The organism is Mesorhizobium sp. M0077 (genome assembly GCF_040322955.1).
In the GTDB taxonomy this organism is placed as follows: domain Bacteria; phylum Pseudomonadota; class Alphaproteobacteria; order Rhizobiales; family Rhizobiaceae; genus Mesorhizobium.
In genome coordinates, this window is the sequence record NZ_JAMYUL010000021.1 from 16,585 (window position 1) to 39,693 (window position 23,109).

At 63.8% G+C, this 23,109-nt stretch carries 19 protein-coding genes and 1 pseudogene; 4 read left to right on the forward strand and 16 right to left on the reverse strand.

The annotated features are described in order from the left end of the window. Positions 1-186 precede the first annotated feature (186 nt). Together NKJ57_RS27880 and NKJ57_RS27885 are read right to left on the reverse strand one after the other, a co-directional pair. Positions 187-828, reverse strand: a complete 642-nt coding sequence (locus NKJ57_RS27880) for a DapH/DapD/GlmU-related protein (protein ID WP_352513488.1) — start codon at positions 826-828, stop codon at positions 187-189. A 91-nt stretch (positions 829-919) separates the two neighbouring features. Beyond that, positions 920-1,437, reverse strand: a pseudogene (locus NKJ57_RS27885) (CreA family protein). Between the two features lie 182 nt (positions 1,438-1,619). Between NKJ57_RS27885 and NKJ57_RS27890 the strand changes: the two are divergent. The 3 genes from NKJ57_RS27890 to NKJ57_RS27900 all read left to right on the forward strand — a co-directional run bounded on the left by NKJ57_RS27890 (position 1,620) and on the right by NKJ57_RS27900 (position 5,100). Next, positions 1,620-2,195: an SCO family protein gene (locus NKJ57_RS27890; RefSeq protein ID WP_023712445.1), complete on the forward strand. Its 576-nt coding sequence runs from the start codon at positions 1,620-1,622 to the stop codon at positions 2,193-2,195. 82 nt (positions 2,196-2,277) lie between these two features. Beyond that, positions 2,278-3,150, forward strand: a complete 873-nt coding sequence (locus NKJ57_RS27895) for a 50S ribosomal protein L11 methyltransferase (protein WP_023682125.1) — start codon at positions 2,278-2,280, stop codon at positions 3,148-3,150. 105 nt (positions 3,151-3,255) lie between these two features. Then, complete coding sequence (locus tag NKJ57_RS27900; RefSeq protein WP_023823162.1) at positions 3,256-5,100, forward strand: aminopeptidase P family protein; 1,845 nt, start codon at positions 3,256-3,258, stop codon at positions 5,098-5,100. A gap of 154 nt (positions 5,101-5,254) precedes the next feature. Here the strand turns inward: NKJ57_RS27900 and NKJ57_RS27905 are convergent, their stop codons facing one another. Together NKJ57_RS27905 and NKJ57_RS27910 are read right to left on the reverse strand one after the other, a co-directional pair. Next, on the reverse strand, positions 5,255-5,551 hold the full coding sequence (locus tag NKJ57_RS27905) for an AzlD family protein (RefSeq protein WP_352513487.1): 297 nt from the start codon (positions 5,549-5,551) through the stop codon (positions 5,255-5,257). Continuing rightward, positions 5,548-6,276 carry an AzlC family ABC transporter permease gene (locus NKJ57_RS27910; protein ID WP_023668289.1) on the reverse strand — a complete coding sequence of 243 codons (729 nt, stop codon included), beginning with the start codon at positions 6,274-6,276 and terminating at the stop codon, positions 5,548-5,550. Before NKJ57_RS27910 ends, NKJ57_RS27905 begins: the two co-directional genes overlap by 4 nt. 116 nt (positions 6,277-6,392) lie before the next feature. On the opposite strand from NKJ57_RS27910, the gene NKJ57_RS27915 reads away from it, so the two are divergent. Next, positions 6,393-7,151, forward strand: coding sequence for an SDR family NAD(P)-dependent oxidoreductase (locus NKJ57_RS27915; RefSeq protein ID WP_352513486.1), 759 nt, complete (start codon positions 6,393-6,395; stop codon positions 7,149-7,151). A 22-nt stretch (positions 7,152-7,173) separates the two neighbouring features. On the opposite strand, the gene NKJ57_RS27920 is transcribed toward NKJ57_RS27915, so the two are convergent. The 12 genes from NKJ57_RS27920 to murG all read right to left on the reverse strand — a co-directional run bounded on the left by NKJ57_RS27920 (position 7,174) and on the right by murG (position 23,108). Next, positions 7,174-7,869: a DUF2461 domain-containing protein gene (locus NKJ57_RS27920; protein ID WP_352513494.1), complete on the reverse strand. Its 696-nt coding sequence runs from the start codon at positions 7,867-7,869 to the stop codon at positions 7,174-7,176. After that, entirely contained in the window at positions 7,866-10,070 is a 2,205-nt protein-coding gene (ligA, locus tag NKJ57_RS27925) for an NAD-dependent DNA ligase LigA (protein ID WP_352513485.1), read from the reverse strand. The genes NKJ57_RS27920 and ligA overlap by 4 nt, the downstream gene beginning before the upstream one ends. A gap of 111 nt (positions 10,071-10,181) precedes the next feature. Then, a complete protein-coding gene (gene recN, locus NKJ57_RS27930; protein WP_352513484.1) occupies positions 10,182-11,855 on the reverse strand; it encodes a DNA repair protein RecN in 1,674 nt (557 codons plus the stop codon). A 220-nt stretch (positions 11,856-12,075) separates the two neighbouring features. Further along, entirely contained in the window at positions 12,076-12,945 is an 870-nt protein-coding gene (locus NKJ57_RS27935; protein ID WP_023668284.1) for an outer membrane protein assembly factor BamD, read from the reverse strand. Between the two features lie 263 nt (positions 12,946-13,208). After that, complete coding sequence (lpxC, locus tag NKJ57_RS27940; RefSeq protein WP_352513483.1) at positions 13,209-14,156, reverse strand: UDP-3-O-acyl-N-acetylglucosamine deacetylase; 948 nt, start codon at positions 14,154-14,156, stop codon at positions 13,209-13,211. Positions 14,157-14,428: 272 nt separating this feature from the next. Continuing rightward, positions 14,429-16,087, reverse strand: a complete 1,659-nt coding sequence (gene ftsZ / locus NKJ57_RS27945; protein ID WP_023705548.1) for a cell division protein FtsZ — start codon at positions 16,085-16,087, stop codon at positions 14,429-14,431. A 66-nt stretch (positions 16,088-16,153) separates the two neighbouring features. Next, positions 16,154-17,461 carry a cell division protein FtsA gene (ftsA, locus tag NKJ57_RS27950; RefSeq protein ID WP_023688034.1) on the reverse strand — a complete coding sequence of 436 codons (1,308 nt, stop codon included), beginning with the start codon at positions 17,459-17,461 and terminating at the stop codon, positions 16,154-16,156. After that, on the reverse strand, positions 17,458-18,399 hold the full coding sequence (locus NKJ57_RS27955) for a cell division protein FtsQ/DivIB (RefSeq protein ID WP_023688033.1): 942 nt from the start codon (positions 18,397-18,399) through the stop codon (positions 17,458-17,460). The genes ftsA and NKJ57_RS27955 overlap by 4 nt, the downstream gene beginning before the upstream one ends. Next, on the reverse strand, positions 18,387-19,313 hold the full coding sequence (locus NKJ57_RS27960; RefSeq protein ID WP_023668279.1) for a D-alanine--D-alanine ligase: 927 nt from the start codon (positions 19,311-19,313) through the stop codon (positions 18,387-18,389). The genes NKJ57_RS27955 and NKJ57_RS27960 overlap by 13 nt, the downstream gene beginning before the upstream one ends. A gap of 302 nt (positions 19,314-19,615) precedes the next feature. Beyond that, a complete protein-coding gene (gene murB, locus NKJ57_RS27965; RefSeq protein WP_352513482.1) occupies positions 19,616-20,581 on the reverse strand; it encodes a UDP-N-acetylmuramate dehydrogenase in 966 nt (321 codons plus the stop codon). Further along, on the reverse strand, positions 20,578-21,984 hold the full coding sequence (gene murC, locus NKJ57_RS27970; protein ID WP_352513481.1) for a UDP-N-acetylmuramate--L-alanine ligase: 1,407 nt from the start codon (positions 21,982-21,984) through the stop codon (positions 20,578-20,580). Before murC ends, murB begins: the two co-directional genes overlap by 4 nt. Then, positions 21,984-23,108, reverse strand: a complete 1,125-nt coding sequence (gene murG / locus NKJ57_RS27975; protein ID WP_352513480.1) for an undecaprenyldiphospho-muramoylpentapeptide beta-N-acetylglucosaminyltransferase — start codon at positions 23,106-23,108, stop codon at positions 21,984-21,986. The genes murC and murG overlap by 1 nt, the downstream gene beginning before the upstream one ends. Position 23,109 lies beyond the last annotated feature (1 nt).

The following is a 23,109-nucleotide window of genomic DNA, read 5'->3' on the forward strand; positions in this document are numbered from 1 at the left end:
ACCTGTTCCTTCCGCTTCACGCGGATTTGTCTCCAAGCCCCTTCCGCTGGGCCACCCCCGCATGGCGGAAGGGGTTCGTTGCGTTGCCGCAGACCGGCGGAACTCTTCCCGACACGTGCCGTTCAGAATTTTGGCGCCAGGATTTCGGCCAGCCAGTCGATGAAACCGCGCACGCGCGGCGAGCTCTCAGGAATGCTCTTGCTCCCAGCGATGGAGGAAATCCTCAATCGGCAAGGCCTGCATGTCGGGAACCGCTTTGGCGAGTTTCTCCGGCGGCCAGTCCCACCAGGCGAGGCTTTCGATCCGCGCCGCGATCTCGGAGGGAAAGCGCATGCGCAACGGCTTCGCCGGTACGCCGGCGAGGATTGTGTAGGCCGGTACATTCCGCGTCACCACCGCATTGGCGCCGACGATGGCGCCATTGCCGATGCTGATGCCGGGCATGATGACGGCGCCATGGCCGATCCAGACATCGTTGCCGATGCTGACCGCCTTGGCCTGCCGCCGCGCGCGGAACGCCGCGTCGACGCCCAGCCAGCGGAAATACTCGTTCGGCCGGTAGCTGAGCTTGTGCTGCGTGATCCGCTCGATCGGATGCTCTAGCGCATTGATGCGGCTGTTGGCGGCGATCGAGCAGAATTTTCCGATCGTCGTGTAGATCGCCTCGGCGTGGCGCTCGAAATAGGAGAAATCGCCGACATGGACCTCGCGCAGCACCACCCGTTCGCCGATCGAGGCATAGCGGCCAAGCTTGCACGCTTTCAGCTCCGCGGTCGGATGGATGCGCGGCTCCGGATCTTTCAGGACGAGGTTTTCAGTACGGTCCATGCGGCGGATTTACCCCCGCGCAATTGCAGAAGCAATTGTCGCGTCGCGATCGGACCCGCAGGCGGGTGGATCGTGCGTCGGCTCCGACCGGCTATTTCGGCTTGCCGCCGGTCCACACCACGTTCTGGCCGAACAGCGGCACGGTCGTCACCGACATTTTCGCCGAGCCGTCCTGCACCTGGCGCGAATGCGAGAGATAGATCAGCGTCTCGTTCTTCTTGTCGTAGATGCGGTTCACCACCTGCTTCTTCCAGATCAGGCTGATGCCTTGCTTGAACACCTCTTCGCCGCCCTCGCTCATGTCGATGTCGCCGATGGTGATCGGCCCGGTCTGGCGGCAGGAGATCGAGGAATCAGACGGATCCTCGAACCAGTTGCCCTTGTGCAGCCGGTCGATGACGCTGCGGTCGAAATAGGAAACATGCAGGTCACGCCGTCGATCTTGGGGTCCTTGATCGCCTCGACGATGATGTCGTTGCCGACCCAATCGACGCCGACCTTGCCGACCTCCTCTCCCGCGGCGGCACCGGCGCCAAGGGCAATGCATGCGGCCAGCGCGCCGCCGATCAGTTTCTGCCCAATCCGTCTCTGCCCAGTCCGTCTTTGCAAGGGAGCCTCCTCAGGTTCGGTTTGCCGGTCTCAGGTGGGATAAGGGCCAGCTGTTTGCAAGGTAGCGTCCAGCCCGGTTGCGGCAACGCGGCATCTTTGCCTTGCCCCCTGCGACCGGCTAAGACTGCCGGCAGAGAGGCGCCGATCCGGCGCTCGATGATTTCTGCTACGGACAATTACTGATGATGCGTTCAATTCTGGTCGGCATTCTCGTTCTGATGGCGGCGGGCATCGGCTGGCTCACCTTTGACTTCTATCGCGGCCACTATGGTGGCGAACCGTATGGCGCGCCATTCACGCTGGTCGACCAGAAAGGCGCGCCAATCACCGAAGCCGCCTTCCGGGGAAAACCCAGCATCGTCTTCTTCGGCTTCACCCATTGCCCGGAAGTCTGCCCGACCACTTTGTTCGAAATGGCCGGCTGGCTGAAGACGCTGGGCAACGACGGCAAGAACCTCAACGCCTACTTCGTTACAGTCGATCCAGAGCGCGACACGCCGCCGGTGATGAACACTTACGTCAGCAATTTCTCCGACCGCATCGTCGGCATATCGGGCGATCCCGACAAGGTGCACGCCATGGCGAAGTCCTTCAACATCTATTGGAAGAAGGTCGACACCGGCGACGGCGATTACACGATGGACCACACCGCCTCCGCGCTGCTGCTCAACGCCAAGGGCGAGTTTTCGGGCACCATAGCCTATGGCGAAAGCGCCGATACCGCGATCGCCAAGCTGAAGCGGCTGGCGGCAGGCTAGGCATGATCCCGAAACGTGGATTCCGGTTTTCTCGGACAGAAAAGTGTTGTCCAGAGATCATGCTCAAGCAAGAGAACAGCTGATGGGTCAGACCAGGCTCCACTTCATCGCTGGGAAGATCGAGGCCGACCGCATCTTTGCCGCGCTCGAGCCAGCTTTCGAGGATGAAGGCCTGCCGATCGCCGTGCTCGAAGTCGATGAAGACCGCGACATCTACGAGGTTTCGCTCTACACCGACGGCAATGTCGACGCAGTTGAGGCGCGGCTAAGGGACAGCCTTGCCGGACTGTCCCTGTCGAAGCCGATCGAGCGCGAGGTTCTGCCCGACATCGACTGGGTGGCGCGCTCGCTGGAGGGACTGAAACCGGTGCGCGCCGGACGTTTCTTCGTCCATGGCGCGCATGACCGCCGGAAGCGCCACAGCGGCGAACTCGCCATCGAGATCGAGGCCGGCCTTGCCTTCGGCACCGGCCATCACGGGACCACTGCCGGCTGCCTCGAAATGCTGGAACGGGTCGTGCGCCGCGAACGTCCCAGGAATGCCCTCGACCTCGGCACCGGCAGCGCGGTGCTGGCGATCGCCGTCGCCAAACTGGCGCATATTCCGGTGCTGGCGACCGACATCGATCCGATCGCCGTCAGGGTCGCCGCCGCCAATGCCCGCCTCAACCACGTCAAGGCGCTGGTTGAAACGGTGACGGCGCCCGGCTTCCACCACCCGATCTTCGGCAAGCGCGCGCCTTTCGACCTCATCGTCGCCAACATATTGGCGCGGCCGCTGATGCGGCTGGCGCCTGAGATGGCCAGGCACATCAGCCTCGGCGGCTCGATCGTGCTGTCCGGCATCCTCGAGCGCCAATGCAATGCGGTGATCTCGGCCTATGTCGGCCAGAATTTCCGGCATGTCAGGACCTTGCATCGCGAAGGCTGGGTGACGATCCACCTGAAGCACTGAGACGCAAAGCGCTTTGGACCAATCCGAGCCTGTTGCGATTGGCGAAAATCGATTCCGGTTTTCCGGGTCATGCGCTACGGTCGCGCCCGATACAGGAGGCATACCTTGTTCCAGACCTTCGATTCCGCAGGCGACCCCAGCGTCGGCAAGCCGCGCGTGACGTTGCTGCGGCGATGGCTGGCGGATAATGGCCTCGACGGTTTCCTGGTGCCGCGCGCCGACGAGCACCAGGGCGAATATGTCGCCGATCGCTCGGCGCGGCTGAAATGGTTGACTGGCTTCAGCGGCTCGGCCGGCGTAGCACTTGTGCAGCGTGACCGCGCCTTCATGTTCGTCGATGGCCGCTATACCTTGCAAGTGCGCCACGAGGTCGATCTCGACATTTTTGCGATCGAGAGTCTCGTCGACAACCCGCCGGCCTCCTGGATCAAGGACAATCTCGGCAAGGGCGCCAGGCTTGGCTTCGACCCGTGGCTGCACACAATCGCTGAGGTCAAGGCGCTGAAAACCTCGGCCGAGCAATCCGGCGCGACGCTGGTGCCGCTCGACAGGAACCCGATCGACATCATCTGGAAGGATCAGCCGGCGCCGCCCGTGGCGCCGGTCGAAATCCACCCGATCGGCTTTGCCGGGGAACTGGCGAAGGACAAGCTGGCGCGGCTGGTGGCGGCAATCGGCAAGGAGGGCGCGACGCACGCCGTGCTCACCGACCCCTCCTCGATCGCCTGGGCCTTCAACATCCGTGGCGGTGACGTGCCGCACACGCCGCTGGCGCTCGGCTTCGCGATCCCTGCCGCCGACGGCAAGCACCAGCTGTTCATGGACCAGCGCAAGTTTTCGCGCACGGTCGCCGCCTATCTCACCCAACTCGCCGATCTGCACGAGCCCGGCGAATTCGAGGCGGCGGTCGTTACCCTTGCCAAGGGCGGCGCCAAGATCGCGCTCGACCCGGTGCTGGCGGCGGAGAAGCTGAGAATGCTGGTCGAGGACAATGGCGGCGCATTTGTTTCAGCGGCCGATCCCGCCCGCATTCCGCGCGCCACCAAGAACCAGGCGGAAATCGCCGGCAGCCGCGCCGCGCACCGCCGAGACGGGGCGGCGGTGGCGAAACTGCTGTGCTGGCTGGAACGGCAGAAGCCGGGCACGCTCGACGAAATAACCGTTGTCACCAAGCTGGAGGAGGTGCGCCGGCAGACCGGCGAGGAAACGCAGATGCCGCTGCGCGATGTCTCCTTCGACACCATTTCCGGCAGCGGTCCGAACGGCGCCATCATGCACTACCGCGTCTCGCGCGCCACCAACCGCGAGCTGGCAAACGGCGAGCTGTTCCTGCTCGATTCCGGCGCCCAGTATCAGGACGGCACCACCGACATCACCCGCACGGTGCCGATCGGCCAGCCGACCGAGGAGATGCGCGAGCGCTTTACGCTGGTGCTGAAGGGCATGATCGGCATTTCGACGCTGCGCTTTCCCGCCGGCACGCGCGGCTCGGAAATCGACGCGGTGGCGCGCATGGCGCTGTGGAAGCATGGCTGCGACTTTGCCCATGGCACCGGCCATGGTGTCGGCTCGTATCTGGCCGTGCATGAAGGGCCGCAGCGCATCGCCCGCACCGGCACCGAAAAGCTGCTGGCCGGCATGATGCTCTCCAACGAGCCCGGCTATTACAAGGAAGGCTCCTACGGCATCCGCATCGAGAACCTGATCCTGGTGACACCGGCTGAACAGGTGGAGGGCGGCGACATCGCCATGCACGGTTTCGAGACGCTGACACTGGCGCCGATCGATATCAGGCTGATCCGCACCGACCTGCTGACGCGCGAGGAGTTGCACTGGCTGGATACTTACCATGCCTGGGTGCTGGCCGAGATCGGCCCGATGCTCGACGGCGAGACGCTGGCTTGGCTGGAGAAAGCGACAGCGCCGCTGCCGCACGACGCCAAGATCTGAAATGAGCTTCTTTCTCCCCGTCACTATACGGGGAGGTGAGGAGCGGTCCGCGAAGCGGACGAAAAGCCAATGCTTGGCTTTTCGAGTGACGAACGCCCGCCAGGGCAATGAGCGGCGGCGCCGACAGTTCGAAACTGTTCCGCGCGCAGGCGCCCTATGCCACAAACTGCCGCGCTAGGATCAGCACCACCGCCCCGGCCAGAAACATCGCCATCAGGCCGCCGCGCAGCGAGACCACAGCGGCGACGACCAGCGCCGCCCATTCCGCCGGTCCGGCGCTAAGTGCGGCGGGCGCCACCAGCGTCGTCAACACTGCGGCCGGCACGGCATTCAAACCCGCCTCGACGCGTGGATGGATGTGGTCGAAGCGCGAGATCACCAGATGGCCGCCGACGCGGGTGAGATAGGTGGCGATCGCGCCGGCAATGATGATCCACAAGTTCGCGCTCATCGTTTTGCCTCCACACCGCTATGGTGCGGCGGCAGGATGACGGCCAGAAGCACGCCTGCAACGGCGCCGATGGAGACGTGCCATGGCGATCCCACAGTTTTGTAGGCAATGATCGACGCCGCGGCGCTGGCGATCACCACCGGCAGCCACAGTGGCCGGTTGCGAAAGCCCATGACCAGCCCGAGGAAATAGATCGGCAGCAGGAAGTCGATGCCGAGCGCATGCGTGTCCGGGATCAGCTTGCCGAACACCGCGCCCAGCGCGCTCTCGATCCCCCAGAACACATAGACCGGCAGGCCAAGCCCCATGTACCAGGCAAAGCCAACGGTCTCGCCGGCTTCGGCCTTACGCTCGGCCACCGCGAATTGCGGATCGGTGAGCACGAAATAGCCCAGCGCTTGGCTGATAACCGGCCAGTGCGCGATTCGCCGGCCGATGCTGGCGGAGTAAAGCACGTGACGGAAGTTTACGGCGAAGATCGACAGCACGATCAGCCATGGCGCGACATGCTGGCCGAACAATTCGATGCCGACCATCTGGCTGGCGCCGCCGAAGATCAGCGCGCTCATCAAGAAAGCTTCGAGAACGGAAAAGCCGTTGTCGACGGCGATGGCGCCGAACAGCAGCCCAAATGGCGCCGCGGCGACAACCACCGGCATCGACAGCCGCACGCCGTCCCAGAAGTCGCTGGCCACGGAATTTTCGCTTAAGGTCTCTGCCGACATGTCACATTCCCATCTCGCGCTGCTATGTAGGAGCCGGCGTTTGAAAAGTCAGACGAATTCGCTTGAGCCAACAAATCAGCGAAACTGATGTTGTAAAAACAAATGAGGGGGTTCGGATGATCGCTTATGACTTCACCGGCAGGCACGCGGTCGTCACCGGCGCTGGTGGCGGTATGGGCGAGGCGATCTCGCTGGCGCTGCTCGATGCCGGCGCCTCGGTCACCGCCATCGACGTCAAGCCGCGTCCGGCGTCGCTTGCCGCCTATGACGACCGGCTCACCTTTGCCCAGGGCGACCTCACCGACGCCGCCTTCGTCGAGCAGACCATCAATGCCGCGGGCCGCAAACGCGGCGGCATCGATTATCTCGCCAATGTCGCAGGCGTGCTCTGGTTCGGTCGCGACAAATCGGCCCTCGAGATGGACCTCGATGTCTGGGATCAGGTCTTCAACATCAATCTGAAATCCTTCGTCCACACCGCGCGGGCGGTGGTTCCGCATATGCGGGCCGGCGGACGCGGCGGCGCCATGGTGCACTTCTCCACCATCCAGTGGTATCGCGGCGATCCGACCCCGCAGGATGCCTACCAGGCATCGAAGGCCGGCGTCTGTGCGCTGTCGAAGTCGCTCGCCATGCAGTTGGCGGGCGATGGCATCCGCTCCAATTCGATCTGCCCGGGAATGGCGTTGACGCCGCTGCAGGCGCGCTGGGACACCGAAGAGAAACGCGCGGCCGTTGCCAATTATGCGCCGCTCGGCCGCATCGGCACGCCGCAGGACATGGCCAATGCCGCGCTATTCCTGCTTTCCGATGCGGCAAGCTACATCACCGGCATCGAACTGGCAGTCGACGGCGGTCTTTTGATGCGGATGTAGCCGTGCAGTGCGCCGGGCTGATTTAGCTCCGCGGTGCCGTGCCCTGGATCGCCCTGCCCCAGTCAAGCAGCGGCTTGGCGCGCAAGGCGAAATCGACAAGCTCGTCGACCAGCGTCGGCGCGTGAATTCCAGCCAGATCGATCATGTGCTGGACATAGAAGTGCCGGTTGCGGATGGCGTCGACAAGATCGGGTTCGTTGACCTGCTCGAAGCCGCGCGGCGTGCGCTTCATGCGGCCCTCGGTTTCAAGTTCGAAGCCGTTTTTCTTCAGCGTTGAGAGCAGTTTTCGGAACTCGGCCGGCCGGGCGACGATCGCCTTGCGCATCGCCAGCAGCAGGGACGGCTCCGGATTCCACCAGGCGACATCGGCAAAGCAGCGGTCGATCCCGACATAGACGAAGAACACGCCCTGCTCCATCTTGGTGCCATCCGGCGACAGCATGGCCGACAAATGCTGGTTGTAGGGCCGCTTGTCCTTGGCGAAGCGCACGTCGCGGTTGATGCGAAACAGTGACTTCTTGCGGTCTCCGCGCAAGCCCAGACCCGCCGCCGCGAAGCGCTCGGTCAGCGTCTCGACCAGATCGCAGAACGGCTCATGCAACTCGCTGTCGTAAAGCGCGCGGTTTTCCTGGAACCATTCGCGGCTCTGGTGGAAGTCGAGCGCCTTGAGGAACGGTATGGCCTTTTGCCCGAACCCTTTGAACGAACCGGCGGTCATGCCTTGCCGACCCGTTGCAGCCATGTGTCCTCGTCGATGACTTCGACGCCGAGTTCGCTGGCCTGCTTCAGTTTGGAGCCAGCGCCCGGCCCGGCCACCAGCAGATCGGTCTTCGCCGACACCGAACCCGCCACCTTGGCGCCGAGCCGTTCGGCCATCGCCTTGGCTTCGGAGCGTGTCATCTTTTCCAGCGTGCCGGTGAAGACGATGGTCTTGCCGGCAACCTCGCTGTCGGTCGACACGGTGACGACATACGGCTTCGGCTTGACCTGTTCGAGCAGTCTGTCGAGCACGTCGTCATTGCGTTCATTGCCGAAGAAATCGCGCAACGCGTCGATCACCGTGTCGCCAATGCCGTTGATGGAGGGGAAGACGCTGTGCGGATCCTCAGCCGCCGCCGTTTCCTTGCCGACGCGGATCAGCTCCTCGATGGTCGAAAACGTCCGGGCAAGCACGGCCGCCGTCGTTTCGCCGATATGGCGGATGCCGAGTGCGAAGATGAAGCGGTCGAGCTCCGGCTCGCGGCGCGAATCGATGGCCGCGAACAGCTTGTCGAGGCCTTCATAATTGCGGTTCTCGACACCGCGCACATTCTTGCGCGCCTTGCCCGATGCCGCCTCGCGCTGCCTAGCCTGCTCCTCGCGCCGCTCGGCCAGCGCCCTGGTGACGGCCGGGCGGCGATCCCTGAGGGTGAAGATATCGGCGGCGGTCTTGACCAGTCCCGAATTGAAGAACAGGTCGATATTCTCGGCGCCCAGCCCCTCGATGTCGAGCGCGCCGCGCGACACGAAATGACGCAGCCGCTCCACGGCCTGCGCGGCGCAGATCAGCTCGCCGGTGCAGCGCCGGCGCGAATCCTCCTTGCCGGTCTTCTCGTTGATTTCGCGCGTCGCCGGCGAGCCGCAGACCGGACAAATGTGCGGGAATTCGTAAGGCACCGCATCAGCCGGCCGCTTGTCGACGACGACGCTGACGATCTGCGGAATGACATCGCCCGCCCGTTGTATGACAACCGTGTCACCGATGCGGACATCGATGCCGTCGCGAATCGGCAAGCCGTTGCTGTCAAAACCCTTGATGTAGTCCTCATTGTGCAGCGTGACGTTTTCGACCACCACGCCGCCGACCGTGACCGGCGCTAGCCGCGCCACCGGCGCCAGCGTACCGGTACGGCCGACCTGGATGTCGATCTTCTGCACCGTCGTCATCGCCTGTTCGGCCGGGAATTTATGCGCAACCGCCCAGCGCGGCTCGCCGGTGACAAAGCCCCAGCGACGCTGCAATTCCAGCTGGTCGACCTTGTAGACGACACCGTCGATGTCGTAGCCGAGCGACGAACGCAGCTCCTCGATCTTGTGGTAGTGCGCGATCAGCTCCTCGACAGACTTCGCCCGCACCATCAATGGGCTGACCTTGAACCCCCATTCGGCGAATTTCTGCACCGAATCATATTGGGTCGGCGCCGGATCCGCTGTCGTATAGCCCCAGGCATAGGCAAAAAATTTAAGATTGCGGCTGGCGGTGACGGACGCATCCTTCTGTCGCAAGGAGCCCGCTGCCGTATTGCGCGGATTGACATAGTCCTGGCCGCCCACCGCCGCCGAGCGGGCCTTCAGTGCCTCGAATTCCGCATAGGTCATGTAGACCTCGCCGCGGATCTCGATGGTCTCGGGCCAGCCCGATCCTTTCAGCTTGGCGGGCATGTCGGCGATGGTCCTGAGATTGGCGGTGATGTCCTCGCCTACAGTGCCGTCGCCGCGCGTAGCACCCTGCACGAACACACCGCGTTCATAGCGCAGCGACGCCGACAGGCCGTCGATCTTCGGCTCGGCCGTAAACGCGATGTCGAGGTCCTTGTCGCGGTCGAAGAAGCGCCGGCCACGCTCGATGAAATCGGTGACGTCCTCGTCTGTGTAGGCCTTGGCGAGGCTGAGCATCGGCACCGCATGGCGCACCTTGGCAAAGCCTTCCGCCGGCGCGGCGCCGACCCGCAGCGAGGGCGAATCCTCGCGCACCAGACCGGGAAACCGCTCCTCGATGGCAAGGTTGCGCCGCCGCAGCGCGTCATATTCCGCGTCCGTAATCGTCGGCGCGTCCTCGGCATGATAGCGCCTGTCATGACCGGCGATCTCCTCGGCCAGCCGCTGGAGCTCATCCGCGGCTTCGCTTTCGCTCAACGATTCGACTGGCTTTTCAGACATGCAGCGGTCCCTGGACAGTGGCGCGACACCATAAATCAGGATTTCGGAAAAAGCATTCCTGAACAGCGGGATGGAGCCATATCCTGACTCAGTCCGAAAGCCTTGCGACGACTACGCTGCAGCAATATTCTCGCGCAGCAGCCGTTCCGCGGCTGCGCGCGCCTCGTCGGTGATGGTAGCGCCGGCCAACATGCGCGCGATCTCTTCCTGGCGCGCCGCCCGGTCCATTTCGGCGATGCCGGTGGCGACCTTGTCCGAGCCGCCGGATTTGGAGATCAGGAAATGCGTCGCAGCACGTGCCGCCACTTGCGGAGCATGCGTGACCGACAGCACCTGCACGCGTTTCGACAGCCTGGCCAGCCTTTGGCCGATCGCATCGGCCACGGCGCCGCCGACGCCGGTGTCGATCTCGTCGAAGACCAATGTCGGCGCCGAGCCACGGTCGGCCAGCGCCACCTTGAGCGCCAGCAGGAAGCGCGACAGCTCGCCGCCGGAGGCGACCTTCATCATCGGCCCAGGCCTGGTGCCGGGATTGGTGCGCACCCAGAACTCGACCTGGTCGATGCCTTCTTCCATGCGGTTCTCGCCATCGCTGGCCAGTTCGACGATGAACTCAGCCCGTTCCAGCTTCAGCGCCGGCAATTCGGCCATCACAGCCTTGGTCAGGCCGACCGCGGCCGCATGGCGAAGCGCGCAGAGCTGGGTTGCGGAAACATCGTAGGCTTCGCGCGCCGCTGAGGCCTGCTTTTCCAAGAGATGCAGGCGCCCCTCGCCGGCATCGAGATCGGCGAGATCGGCGGACATGGTGTCGCGCAGTTGCGCCAGATCGTCGACGGCCACACTGTGCTTGCGTGAGGCTGCACGCAGCGAAAACAGCCGCTCCTCCGCCTTCTCCAGCCGCTGCGGGTCGTATTCGGTGGCGCGCAGTGCCGCCTCGACGCCCGATTGCGCGGCATCCAGCGACAGCATCGCCTCATCCAGCGACTTCACCACATCCTCGAGCAGGCCCGGCGCTTCGCTGGCCTTGCGCTGCAGGCGCCTGAGCAAACTGGCCAGTTGCGGCAGTGGCGAGGACGGGCCTGACAGCACATCCTGCGCATCGTGTATTTCCGAGGCGATCTTTTCGGCCCGCATCATCGTGGCGCGCAATTCGGCCAGTTGCGTCTCTTCGCCGGGCTGCGGATCGAGCTTTGCCAGTTCCGCCACCGAGGCCCTGAGATAATCGGCCTCGCGCGACGCTGCCTCGACCTTGGCGCGGTGCCTGGCGAACTCCTGCTCGCAGCCGCGCCAGTAGCGCCACGCCTCGCCTGTCGCGCGGGCAGCGCCGAGATGACCGCCAAAACTGTCCAGCAATTCGCGATGCGCGCCCGGGTCGACCAGAGCCCGCTCGTCATGCTGGCCGTGGATCTCGACCAGCGCGTGGCCGATGTCCCGCATCAGGGTGACGCTGGACGGCTGGTCGTTGACGAAGACACGGGTGCGGCCATCCGCGGTCTGCAGCCGGCGCAGGATGATGTCGCCGTCATCCTCGATGGCGTTTTCGGCCAGCAGCGCGCGCACCGGGTGGTTGCGCGGCACATCGAAGACGGCAATGACCTGGCCCTGGGCCGCGCCGTGGCGCACCAGCGAGGCGTCGCCGCGCGCGCCAAGCGCCAGCGACAGCGCGTCGAGCAGGATGGATTTGCCGGCGCCGGTTTCACCGGTCAGCACGGAAAGGCCGGGCTGGAAGTCGATATCCAGCTTCTCGATCAGGACGATATCGCGGATCGACAGTCTGGAAAGCATCAGAACCCGGACCTCAAGCAATTCCAGGAAAAGTGCGTAGCGGTTTTCCGTCCGGAATTGCGTACAACAAAAAGTTAGGACGGTTCAGAGCCTCAATCAAACCACTGAACCGCTGTGTGAAGCGGCATGCGACCGATGGAGTCGCAGCGCCGCACTATCTTTTTGTTTGAGCGTCGGATCAATCCGAAAAGCGCGTTCCGCCTCAGTCGATGCTCGGGCGTCAGGCGCCGGTGATCAGCTTGCCGGCCTTGGATATCCACGATCCGGCATTCTCGCGCGGCTCAAGCCCGTTGCTCTGCAACAGCTTGTAGGTATCCTTGTACCATTGGCTGTCGGGATAATTGGTGCCGAGCACCGCAGCGGCGGTTTGCGCTTCCGAGGTCAAGCCCATCGCGTAGTAGCTTTCGGCCAGACGCGCCAGCGCCTCTTCGACATGGCGGGTGTTGGAATAGTTCTCGACCACGTTGCGGAAGCGCTTGACGGCAGCAATGTATTCGCGCCGCTCGAGATAATAGCGGCCGATCTGCATCTCTTTGCCGGCCAGCTGGTCGTTGGCGAAACGGATCTTTTCCTTGGCGTCGTCGACATATTCCGACGTCGGCCAGCGCGTCACCAGATCCTGCATCGTCTGCACGGTCTGGCGTGCTTCCTTCTGATCCTGGGTGACGTCCTTGATCTGCTTGTAGTAGCTCAGCCCGATAATATACTGGGCGTAAGCCGCGTCGTCGGTCGACGGATAGAGCGTGAGATAGCGCTTGGCCGAGCCGATCGCTTCGTCATAACGGCCGGCGCGATAGTCGGCGAAGGCGCCCATCACCATCGATTTGCGGGCGAATTCCGAATAGGGGTGCTGGCGGTCGACGGCGTCGAACTTCTTGCTCGCCTCATCCAGGCGGCCGGCATTGAGATTGGCAAGGCCTTGATTGTAAAGGACGTCGGCCGGTTCGGTCTGGTCGACATAGGTCGACAGGTCGACGTCTTTCTCGGACGACATGCAGGCCGAGAGGAAGAGCGATGGCACAACCACCGAAAGCGCCAGGAAAACAGCCCGATACGGCGCTTTCGATTGACCAACTCGCTTGAAGAACATGATTGGATTGCGCCCTTTCGGCGTTAGTTCAATGCCTTTCGCATGGCGTTCCCTCAAAACTGATCCCCACTTTTGAGCGACATGCGCCTAACAGACGGCAGCAGCCATAAACCATAACTGCCTTGCCCAGCAACGCTATGTCTAGCCAATCGCACATTTTTGTGGCGGCTTGGTGTTGCCCCGAATGCTACGCACTTTCACTGGCCGGTGATGCTTTCGTGCAACACCGGCCAGCGTTCAGAAAGCCAGAAAATCGTTAAGAATCACATCACCCAGGGCGCAAAGACAGGGCCGGTGACGGCGCTCATCTCGGCGGTGCGGCCGCGCTCGCGGCGCGTGGTCTCGACGACCTCGAAGGCCGAACGGTCGGACAGAAGCCGCCGCAAAGCAGCCGCATTCATCCGGTGACCGCCGCGATAGGAGCGGAAGCAACCGATGAAACGGGCGCCGGCCAGCGCCAGATCGCCCATCGCGTCCATCGTCTTGTGGCGAGCGAACTCATTGGGGTAGCGCAGGCCGCCCATGTTGATCACCCGGTTGTCGTCGCCGATCACCAGCGAGTTCTCCAGCGAGGAGCCCAGCGCATAGCCGGCCGCCCACAGCCGCTCGACATCCTTCATGAAGCCGAAGGTGCGGGCGCGCGCGATATCCTGGCGAAAGATGTCGGGGTTGATGTCGGAGGCGAATAGCTGGCGGCCGATCGCCGGGCTTTCGAAATCGATCTCGACCTCGAAGCGCGTGCCGCTATAGGGCCTGAACTCGGCCCAGGACGCGCCATTCTCGATGCGGACGGGCTTGACCACCCTGATGTAGCGGCGCTTGACCGCCAGCGTCTCGATGCCGGCTTGGTCGATGGCTTCCACGAACGCCACCGCACTGCCATCGAGGATCGGAACCTCATGACCGTCGATCTCGATGACGATGTTGTCGATGCCGAGCCCGAAAAGCGTCGCCATCAGATGTTCGACCGTGGCGATATGCTCGCCTGCCGGATCGCCGAGCATGGTGCAGAGATCGGTCGCGCCGACTTCAGCAACCAGCGCGCGGAACTCGCGGCTCTCGCTTCCGTTCGAAAGGTGGAAGAGCACGCCGGTGTCGGCGTCCGCAGGGAGGAAATTGACGGTGACCGGTTTGCCGCTGTGAACGCCGGTACCGGTCAGCGTTGCACGCGATTTCAGTGTCGTCTGATAGTCTTGCAAGACAAACCCCATAGCCCAAACGCCTAAGTCCGCTTTAACCCAAAAGGCGCGGCTCTTTTTTATCGGCAGGCAGGGCCACTTCCCCGAATCCCAGCACACCGAAAGTGCTGCGGCAAAGATAATGGTCTGTCAGGGAGACTCCAAATCACGGTTTCTTACTCTGTGTAACCGCGACAGACCTTGAGCGTCACATCGTAACGCCTTGTTATTTAAACCACTTTAAACGTTAACAGGCAGACAATCTCTCGTCTGCCTGTTAACAAGTGTTACATACCGTTAACGGCTCAGTTGGCCTGGCGGCGCAGGAAAGCCGGTATCTCCAGCTGGTCGTCTTCCTGGGTCGACCTGGTCTGCGGCGTCAACCGGCCCTGATCGTCGAGCTGGCCGCGGCGCGGCGCGTAAAGCTGCGGATCCTGGCTGGCAAGGCGGCGCATTTCCGGCGCCGCCTGGCGTAGTTTCGGTTCGCGCGGCTGTGCCGGCTGCAACCGGGCCGGCTCTTCTTCGCGGCGCGTCAGCCCGTTGGTCAGCCGCTTGAGCAGCCCCATCGGCCCGCTGTTTTCATGGTCGGCCGGACGGCCCTTGGCTTCCACCTCGGCCCGCACCACCGGCGGAAAATCCTCCACCCGCGGCATGCGCTGCGGTGCGGCAGCCACCGGCTGCGGCATTTCCCGCATCGGCGCCGGTTGCATCACCTGCTGCACGACAGGCTGCGGCTGGGCAGGCGGGGCCTGGAAGATCTTGCTCTGCGGGCGGAAATCTTCCGCCTGGGCCATCGGCGCCGGACGAGCCATTGCCGCCGCATTGGCCTCGGCAAGCTGGATCGCCTCGGCCACCGGATCGGCCGCGCGCTGCTCATAGGTCTGCTGCTGGACCGGTGCCGGACGGCCTTCCGCCCCCGGAGCCGCTGGGCGGCTGACCGGCTTCTGCTGCGGCGGCACGGCCCGGATCGAGATCGGCGCCGCGGCAATTTCAGCTGCCGATTTGTCGATGCCGGTGGCGACCACCGAGACACGGATGACGCCTTCGAGTTCCTCGTCGAAGGTGGCGCCGAGGATGATGTTGGCGTCCTGGTCGACTTCCTCGCGGATGCGGGTCGCGGCCTCGTCGACTTCGAACAGGGTCAGGTCGCGGCCGCCGGTGATCGAGATCAGCAGGCCCTTGGCGCCCCTCATCGAGGTCTCGTCGAGCAACGGATTGGCGATCGCCGCCTCGGCGGCGGCCATCGCGCGGCCCTCGCCCGAAGCTTCGCCGGTGCCCATCATCGCCTTGCCCATTTCGCGCATCACCGAACGCACGTCTGCGAAGTCGAGATTGATCAGACCTTCCTTGACCATCAGGTCGGTGATGCAGGCAACACCGGAGTAGAGCACCTGGTCGGCCATGGCGAAGGCGTCGGCAAAGGTGGTCTTGTCATTGGCCAGCCGGAACAGGTTCTGGTTGGGGATGACGATCAGGGTATCGACACATTTCTGCAGCTCCTCGATGCCGAGATCCGCCGTCTTCATGCGGCGCTGGCCTTCGAAATGGAACGGCTTGGTGACGACGCCGACGGTGAGGATACCCCGTTCGCGCGCCGCGCGGGCAACCACGGGAGCCGCACCGGTTCCGGTGCCGCCACCCATACCGGCGGTGACGAAGCACATATGGGTGTTGGAGAGATGATCGATGATCTCATCGATGCACTCTTCCGCCGCCGCACGGCCCACTTCAGGCTGCGAGCCGGCGCCGAGCCCCTCGGTGACATGCGCGCCGAGCTGGATCAGCCGCTCGGCCTTCGACATGGTCAGCGCCTGTGCATCGGTGTTGGCCACGACGAACTCGACACCGCGCAAGCCCGCGGTGATCATGTTGTTGACGGCATTGCCGCCGCCGCCGCCGACACCGAATACGGTGATCCGCGGCTTGAGCTCGGTGATGTCCGGCTTTTGCAGATTGATCGTCATTGTCTCCGTCCTTTGCCTTTCCCGCCGCTTCGCCGCCGCGGCCGCCTATGGGGCTGTCCCCGTCAATTAGAAACTGTCTCTCAACCACTGACTCATGCGATGCAGTTTTCCGCCCGTCCCGGTCATCCTGAGACCGGAAATTCCTTTCGCCGGATGGCTCTCGAAGCTCGCCATCTGCGGGTAGATCAGCAGCCCGACCGCCGTCGAGAAAGCCGGCCCCTTGGCAGCTTCCGGCAGGCCCGCCACGCCGAGCGGGCGTCCGATGCGCACATTGCGTCCCAGAATGCGGCGCGCCGCCTCGGGGAGACCCGCAAGCTGGCTGGCGCCGCCGGTCAGCACGACGCGTTTTCCCACGGCATTGCCGTAGCCCGACTTGTTCAGCCGGTCGCGCAACAGTTCCAGCGTCTCGTCGATGCGGGCGCGGATGACGCGCGTCATCACCGAGCGCGGGATCTGCAGCGGCATCTCGCCGTCTTCGCCGATCGGCTGGATCGAGACCAGGTCGCGATCGTCGGCACTGCCAGGCAGCGCCGAACCATGCATCACCTTCAGCCGCTCCGCGGCGTCGAGCGAGGTCGACAGGCCCTTGGCCATATCGAGCGTCACATGATTGCCGCCGATGGCAATGGCATCGGCGTGGACGAATTTGCCTTCCGAAAACACCGAGATGGTCGTCGTGCCGCCGCCCATGTCGATGCAGGCCGCACCCATTTCCAGTTCGTCGTCGACCAGGGCCGCAAGCCCGCTGGCATAGGGCGTCGCCACCATGCGCTCGACCGAAAGATGCGAGCGGTTGATGCAGAGCTCCAGATTGCGCAGCGGCGCGGCATCGCCCGTCAGCACATGCATATCGACGCCGAGTTGGTCGCCGACCATGCCGCGCGGATCGCGCACGCCGCGCTCGGCGTCCAGCGAAAAGCCGACGGGCAGCGAATGGATCACGTCGCGTTCGGCCTTGAGCGCCTGCTTGGCGCCGGCGGCAAGCACGCGCTTGATGTCGGCTTCGTCGGCCTGATGGCCACCGAGATTGATGGTGGCCGAATAGGTTTCGCTCTTCAGCCGGCCGGCCGTCATGTTGACGATCAGCGAATCCACGGTCAGTCCCGCCATGCGTTCGGCTGCGTCGACGGACAGGCGAATGGCGTGCTCCGCGCGGTCGAGATCGACGACCACGCCCGACTTCACGCCTTGCGATTTCTGGTGGCCGATGCCGATCACCTGGATGCGGTGCGAGCGGCCGCGCAACAGCTTGCCGTCCTCGCGCGGCTTCAGTTTCGCCACCACGCAGCAAACCTTGCTTGAGCCGACATCCAGCACGGTGAGCGTGCCGGAACGCCGCGAAGAGGCATCGCTGTTGCCGCCAAGCCAGCTCATATCTTCGTCCCCGACTTGCGCTTCAGATTTTGCGGCTTTTCATTGAGCGCGGCCTGGCGCTGCGTCGCCGCTTCCGGCGTCAGCTGCACCACCAGGCGATCGGAGATGCGCATGTCGACGGCGGCGATGTCCCGCGTCAGAAGCCCGTTGTCGTGGTCCATCCGAACCAGATCGGCGATCGCCTGATCCTCGCCATCCTCGGGCAGCTTGATCGTGATGCCGTTTTCCAGCTTAAGGTCCCAGCGCCGTTCGCCGATGCGGATATAGCCTTTGACCCGAGCCGCGAGCTCGGGAAATTTGTTGATCTTGGCCACGAAGTCGGGGGCCTTGGCCGGCGCGCCGGTGCCGATGATCAGCGGCAGCAGCGCCTGCTTGCCGCCGGAGAACGGCGCGATCACCGCGCCGGAGCGTTCGATGACCGAAAGCTCCGCGCCCTGCTGCCAGAGCGCGAAGGGCTCGCGCTCCTCGACACGCACTTCCAGCGTATGTGGATAGACCTTGCGCACCGCCGCCACCTCGACCCAGGGCAAGGTATCAATACGTTCACGCGCGGCCTCGGCATCGAAGCCGATCAGTGACGTCCAGCCGTCGAGCTCGAGCCGGTCCAGTATGTCGATCTCCGAAGTCTGGCGGTTGCCGACCACCTTGATCTGGTCGACGGCAAAGCCGGTCCGGGCGGTGATGCTCTGGACGATGTCGTCGGCATGACCGCCGAGAATGGCGCCGTAGAGGCTGCTCGATGCAATGAGCGAAGCCGAAAGGATGGCCGCGGAAAAGCGCGGCGCGACGAAGTCGCCGCCGCCCAGGCGCGCCAGCACGCGCACCGGCCGGCGCAGCACGCGCGGCAGCACGAAATGGTCAAACGACAACGGCATGCCGAACAGCGCCGGCCCGGCGCCGCCCCTGCCCTTGTCCTGTCCCCATTTCAACGCAGACACGAAGCGTCCTCCACCATCCAACTCAACAATTCGCCAAACGAGTGCCCGGCCTGGGCGGCGATTTCAGGCACCAAAGACGTCGGCGTCATGCCCGGCTGAGTGTTGATCTCGAGCCAAACAATCTCGCCGTTTTCGGAGTGACGGTCGTCATAGCGGAAGTCCGATCGGGAGACGCCCCGGCAGCCGATAGCCAGATGTGCCTTGAGTGCCAGTGTCTGTATTTTTTGGTAAATATTTGATGAAATTTTAGCAGGGATTTCGTGTTTTGATCCGCCGGCGACGTATTTTGAATCATAGTCGTAGAAGGAATGGCCGGTCGGAATGATCTCGCAGACGCCGAGCGCCACGTCGCCCATGACGGCGCAGGTCAGCTCGCGCCCATGGATGTAGCGCTCGACCATGACGGTCTCGCCATATTTCCATTCGGACGAGCCGATGACCTGCGGCGGATGCGACTGGCCTTCATGCACGATGACGACGCCGAAGCTTGAGCCTTCATTGACCGGCTTGACCACGTAGGGCGGCTTCATCGGATGCTTGTTCTGGATGGCAAAGCGGCTGGCAACCTTCGATTCAGCCACCGCGATGCCGGCAGCCTTGGCGACCTTCTTGGCTTGCTCCTTGTTCATGGCGAGCGCCGAGGCGAGCACGCCCGAATGGGTGTAGGGAATGGCCAGATATTCGAGGATGCCCTGGATCGTGCCGTCTTCACCGAACGGGCCGTGCAATGCGTTGAAGACGACATCGGGCTTGAGTTCGGTGAGCACGGCGCCGACATCGCGCGCAACATCGACGCGAGTAACCTGGTAGCCTTCATTCTCAAGCGCATCCGCACACGCCTTTCCCGAAGACAGAGACACGGGCCGCTCGGACGAGAATCCGCCCAGGAGGACAGCCACATGCTTGTTCTTCATATCCCGTCATCCCTCTCACGGCGGGCCCGCAACCACGCATTCAGCGACCAGATTGAGTCCGAGTCTCCCGGCAGGTTGCCCCCCAGACGGAAAACGCGGTCGACGCGTCGAACGACTCAAATCAGGAAACGCTTTAAGGCAGAGAATCAGAGAGTTGATTCGCTGGCAAGTGCTTATGATTCCGACAGATTCACTTTCCGCGAAAACGGCCGGAAAAAGCGTGTTGTGAGTCTTTGGAGCAACGGTGGCGCTGTTGTTTCAGACCGTTTGAAGTTCAAGCATCACATGAACTTCAGCTTGCGCTAAAGAAGCTGTCCGAGGAATTCCTGCACGGCATGGCCGGGGCGGAAATTGCCGAGCCGCTTGATTTCCCACTGCAGGCGGATGCCTGAATTTTCAAGCACGCGGGCGCGCACCGTCTCGCCGAGATATTCGAGATCGTATCCGGTCGCTGTTCCGGTGTTGATCATGAAGTTGCAGTGCATCGGCGACATCTGCGCGCCGCCGATCATCAGCCCGCGGCAGCCGGCCTTGTCGATTTCCTTCCAGGCCGAGGTGCCTTCCGGATTCTTGAAGGTCGAGCCGCCGGTCTTCTCGCGGATCGGCTGCACCGTCTCGCGATGCGTCTGGACGGCATCCATAGCCGCCTTGATCGCCGCCTGGTCTTCCAGAACACCTTCGAAAACGGCGGATGTGAAGATCAGCCCGGCAGGTGCGGCCGAGTGACGATAGGCATAGCCCATGTCTTCATTGCTGAGCGTGTGGTGATTGCCCTTGCGGTCGAGCGCCCGCACCTCGACGACACGTTCCCGCGTCTCGACGCCATTGGCGCCGGCATTCATCCTCAGCGCCCCGCCGATGGCGCCGGGAATGCCGTGATAGAAATGAAAGCCGCCAATGCCGGCCTCATAAGCGACGGCCGCGACGCGCTTGTCGGGCGTCGCCGCACCGGCCTTGATGACGGTCGGCGAAACCACCTCGGCCTCGCCAAAACCCTTGGCCGAAAGCCGGATGACGAAACCCGGAATACCGCCGTCGCGCACCAGGAGGTTGGAGCCGACACCGACGATGGTGAGCGGGATGTCCTCCGGCACGGCGCGCAGGAAGGCAGCCAGATCCTCCTCGTCGGCCGGCTGGAACAGGGCGTCCGCCAGACCGCCGGCGCGGAACCAGGTGATCTTGTCCATCTCGGCATTGGGCGTGATGCGGCCGCGCAGGCCGGCAAGCCGGTCGCCAAGTTTGTCGAGCAGGTCTTGGCCGCGCATCATGAGACGGTACCGCCGAGTTCCCCAGGCAGCGCATAGGCCCATTGGGTGATGTTGCCGGCGCCCAGGAAGATGACGAAGTCGCCCGGTTTCGCCAACGCGCGGATGACGGGCGAAATCGCGGCAGGGCTTTCGACGTAGCGCGCATCGCGATGCCCCCCGGAGCGGATGCGCGACACCAGCGCCTCCGAGGTCACGCCGTCGATCGGCTCCTCGCCCGCCGCATAGACCGGCGCCACCATCACCGTGTCGGCATCGTTGAAACAGACCGAAAATTCGTCGAACAGATCGTGCAGCCGGGTGAAGCGATGCGGCTGCGCAATGGCGATGACGCGGCCCTTGGTGGCACTGCGCGCCGCTTTCAACACCGCCGTGATCTCGACCGGGTGGTGGCCGTAATCGTCGAAGATGTCGACGCCGTTCCACGAGCCGGTGTGGGTGAAGCGCCGCTTGACGCCGGCAAAGGACGACAGCCCTTTCTTGATCGCTTCGGCCGACAGGCCGAGTTCATGCGCGACCGCGATTGCGGCGGTGGCGTTGGAGACGTTGTGGCGGCCGGGCATCGGCAGCCGCAGATCAGATATCGTCGTCTGGCCGCCGGTCTTGCGGTCGCGGATCACCACGTCGAATGCCGAGACGGCACCGGCCATGCGGTGGTTGGTGAAACGCACATCGGCCTGTGCGTTCTCGCCATAGGTGATGACGCGGCGGTCCTCGATGCGGCTGACCAGCGCCTGTACTTCCGGATGGTCGGTGCACATCACGCCAAAACCGTAGAACGGCACGTTCTCGACGAATTGCCGGAACGCCTCGCGCACCTTGTCGAAACTGCCATAATGGTCCAGATGCTCGGGATCGATGTTGGTGACGACGGCGATCTCGGCCGGCAGCTTGAGGAAGGTGCCGTCGCTTTCGTCGGCTTCGACCACCATCCACTCGCCATCGCCCATACGGGCATTGGTGCCATAGGCATTGATGATGCCGCCATTGATCACCGTCGGGTCGAGCCCGCCGGCATCGAGCAGCGTCGCCACCATCGACGTGGTTGTGGTCTTGCCATGGGTGCCGCCGATCGCAACCGCCTGGCGGAAGCGCATCAGTTCCGCCAGCATCTCGGCGCGGCGCACGATCGGCAGCAGCTTTTCGCGCGCGGCCTTCAGCTCGGGATTGGATTTCTTGATCGCGGTGGAGACGACCACCACTTCGGCGGCGCCGATATTCTCGGCCTTGTGGCCGACAAAGCATTCGATGCCCTTGTCGCGCAGCCGCTGCACATTGGCGCTGTCGGACTGGTCGGAGCCCTGCACCTTGTAGCCGAGATTGTGCAGAACCTCGGCGATGCCGCTCATGCCGATGCCGCCAATGCCGATGAAATGCACAAGGCCGATGGTCTGCGGCATCTTCATCAATGCGTCCCTTTCCTGAAATCCGAAACGGTTTTTCTGGACGCAATAGCCTCTGTGAGATCAGCGAGCAACCGTGCCGCGTTCGGCCGGCCAGCCGACTTCGCTCCGGCAGCCATGGCCGTCAGCCGCTCGGGATTGTCCATCAGCCCGCCAATGAGAGCCGCGATGCGGTCCGGCGACAGTGACGATTGCGGATGCACCTCGCCGCCGCCCGCCGCGGCAAGGGCGGCTGCGTTCGCCGCCTGGTCGTGATCCAGAGCATAGGGATAAGGCACCAGCAGCGCCGGCCGGCCGATGACGGCGATCTCCGAAACCGTCGAGGCGCCGGAGCGCGAGATCACCAGATGCGCCGCGCCCATGCGCTGTGCCATGTCGGTGAAGAAGGGCGAGACCTCGACATGGACGCCGAGTGCCGCATAGCCAGCCTTCACCCGCGCCACGTCGTCGGCGCGGGCCTGCTGGGTGATCACCAGCCGCTTGCGCTGCGCCTCCGGCAGAAGTGCGATCGCCGCCGGCATGGCGTCGGAAAAAAACTGTGCGCCCTGGCTGCCGCCGAACACCAGGAGCCTGAACGGATCCGCCCCTTGGGATGCCTTATAGGGCGTCTTTGCCGCCTCCAGGATTGGCGGCCTGACCGGATTGCCTGTCGTCACCGTCTTGGCGCCTGTGGCACTTTCATCTTGCGGCAGGAAGCCGCCGGCAATGGCATCGACGCGCCCGGACAGCGCCCGGTTGGCGCGGCCCATCACTGCGTTCTGCTCATGGATCAGCGTCGGCAGCTTGCGCCGCGTCGCGGCATAGAGCGGTGGCAAGGTCGGATAACCGCCAAAGCCGACGACCGCATCAGGCTTGATCCTGGCGATGACGGCGGAGGCCTGGCGCACGCCGCGCCAGATCTTCCAGAACGCGCCAAGCAGCGCGACAGGGTTTTTCGAGCCCATCGTCGCCGACTGGATCGGATGGATGGCGGCGGCCGGGAAATGGCCGGCAAAGCGCTCGGCGCGGTCGTCCGTCGCCAGATGCACGCCCCAGCCGCGCTCGATCAGCTCATGCGCCAGCGCCTCGGCCGGAAACAGATGTCCACCGGTTCCGCCAGCCGCGAGAAGGATCACACCCCGCGCCATA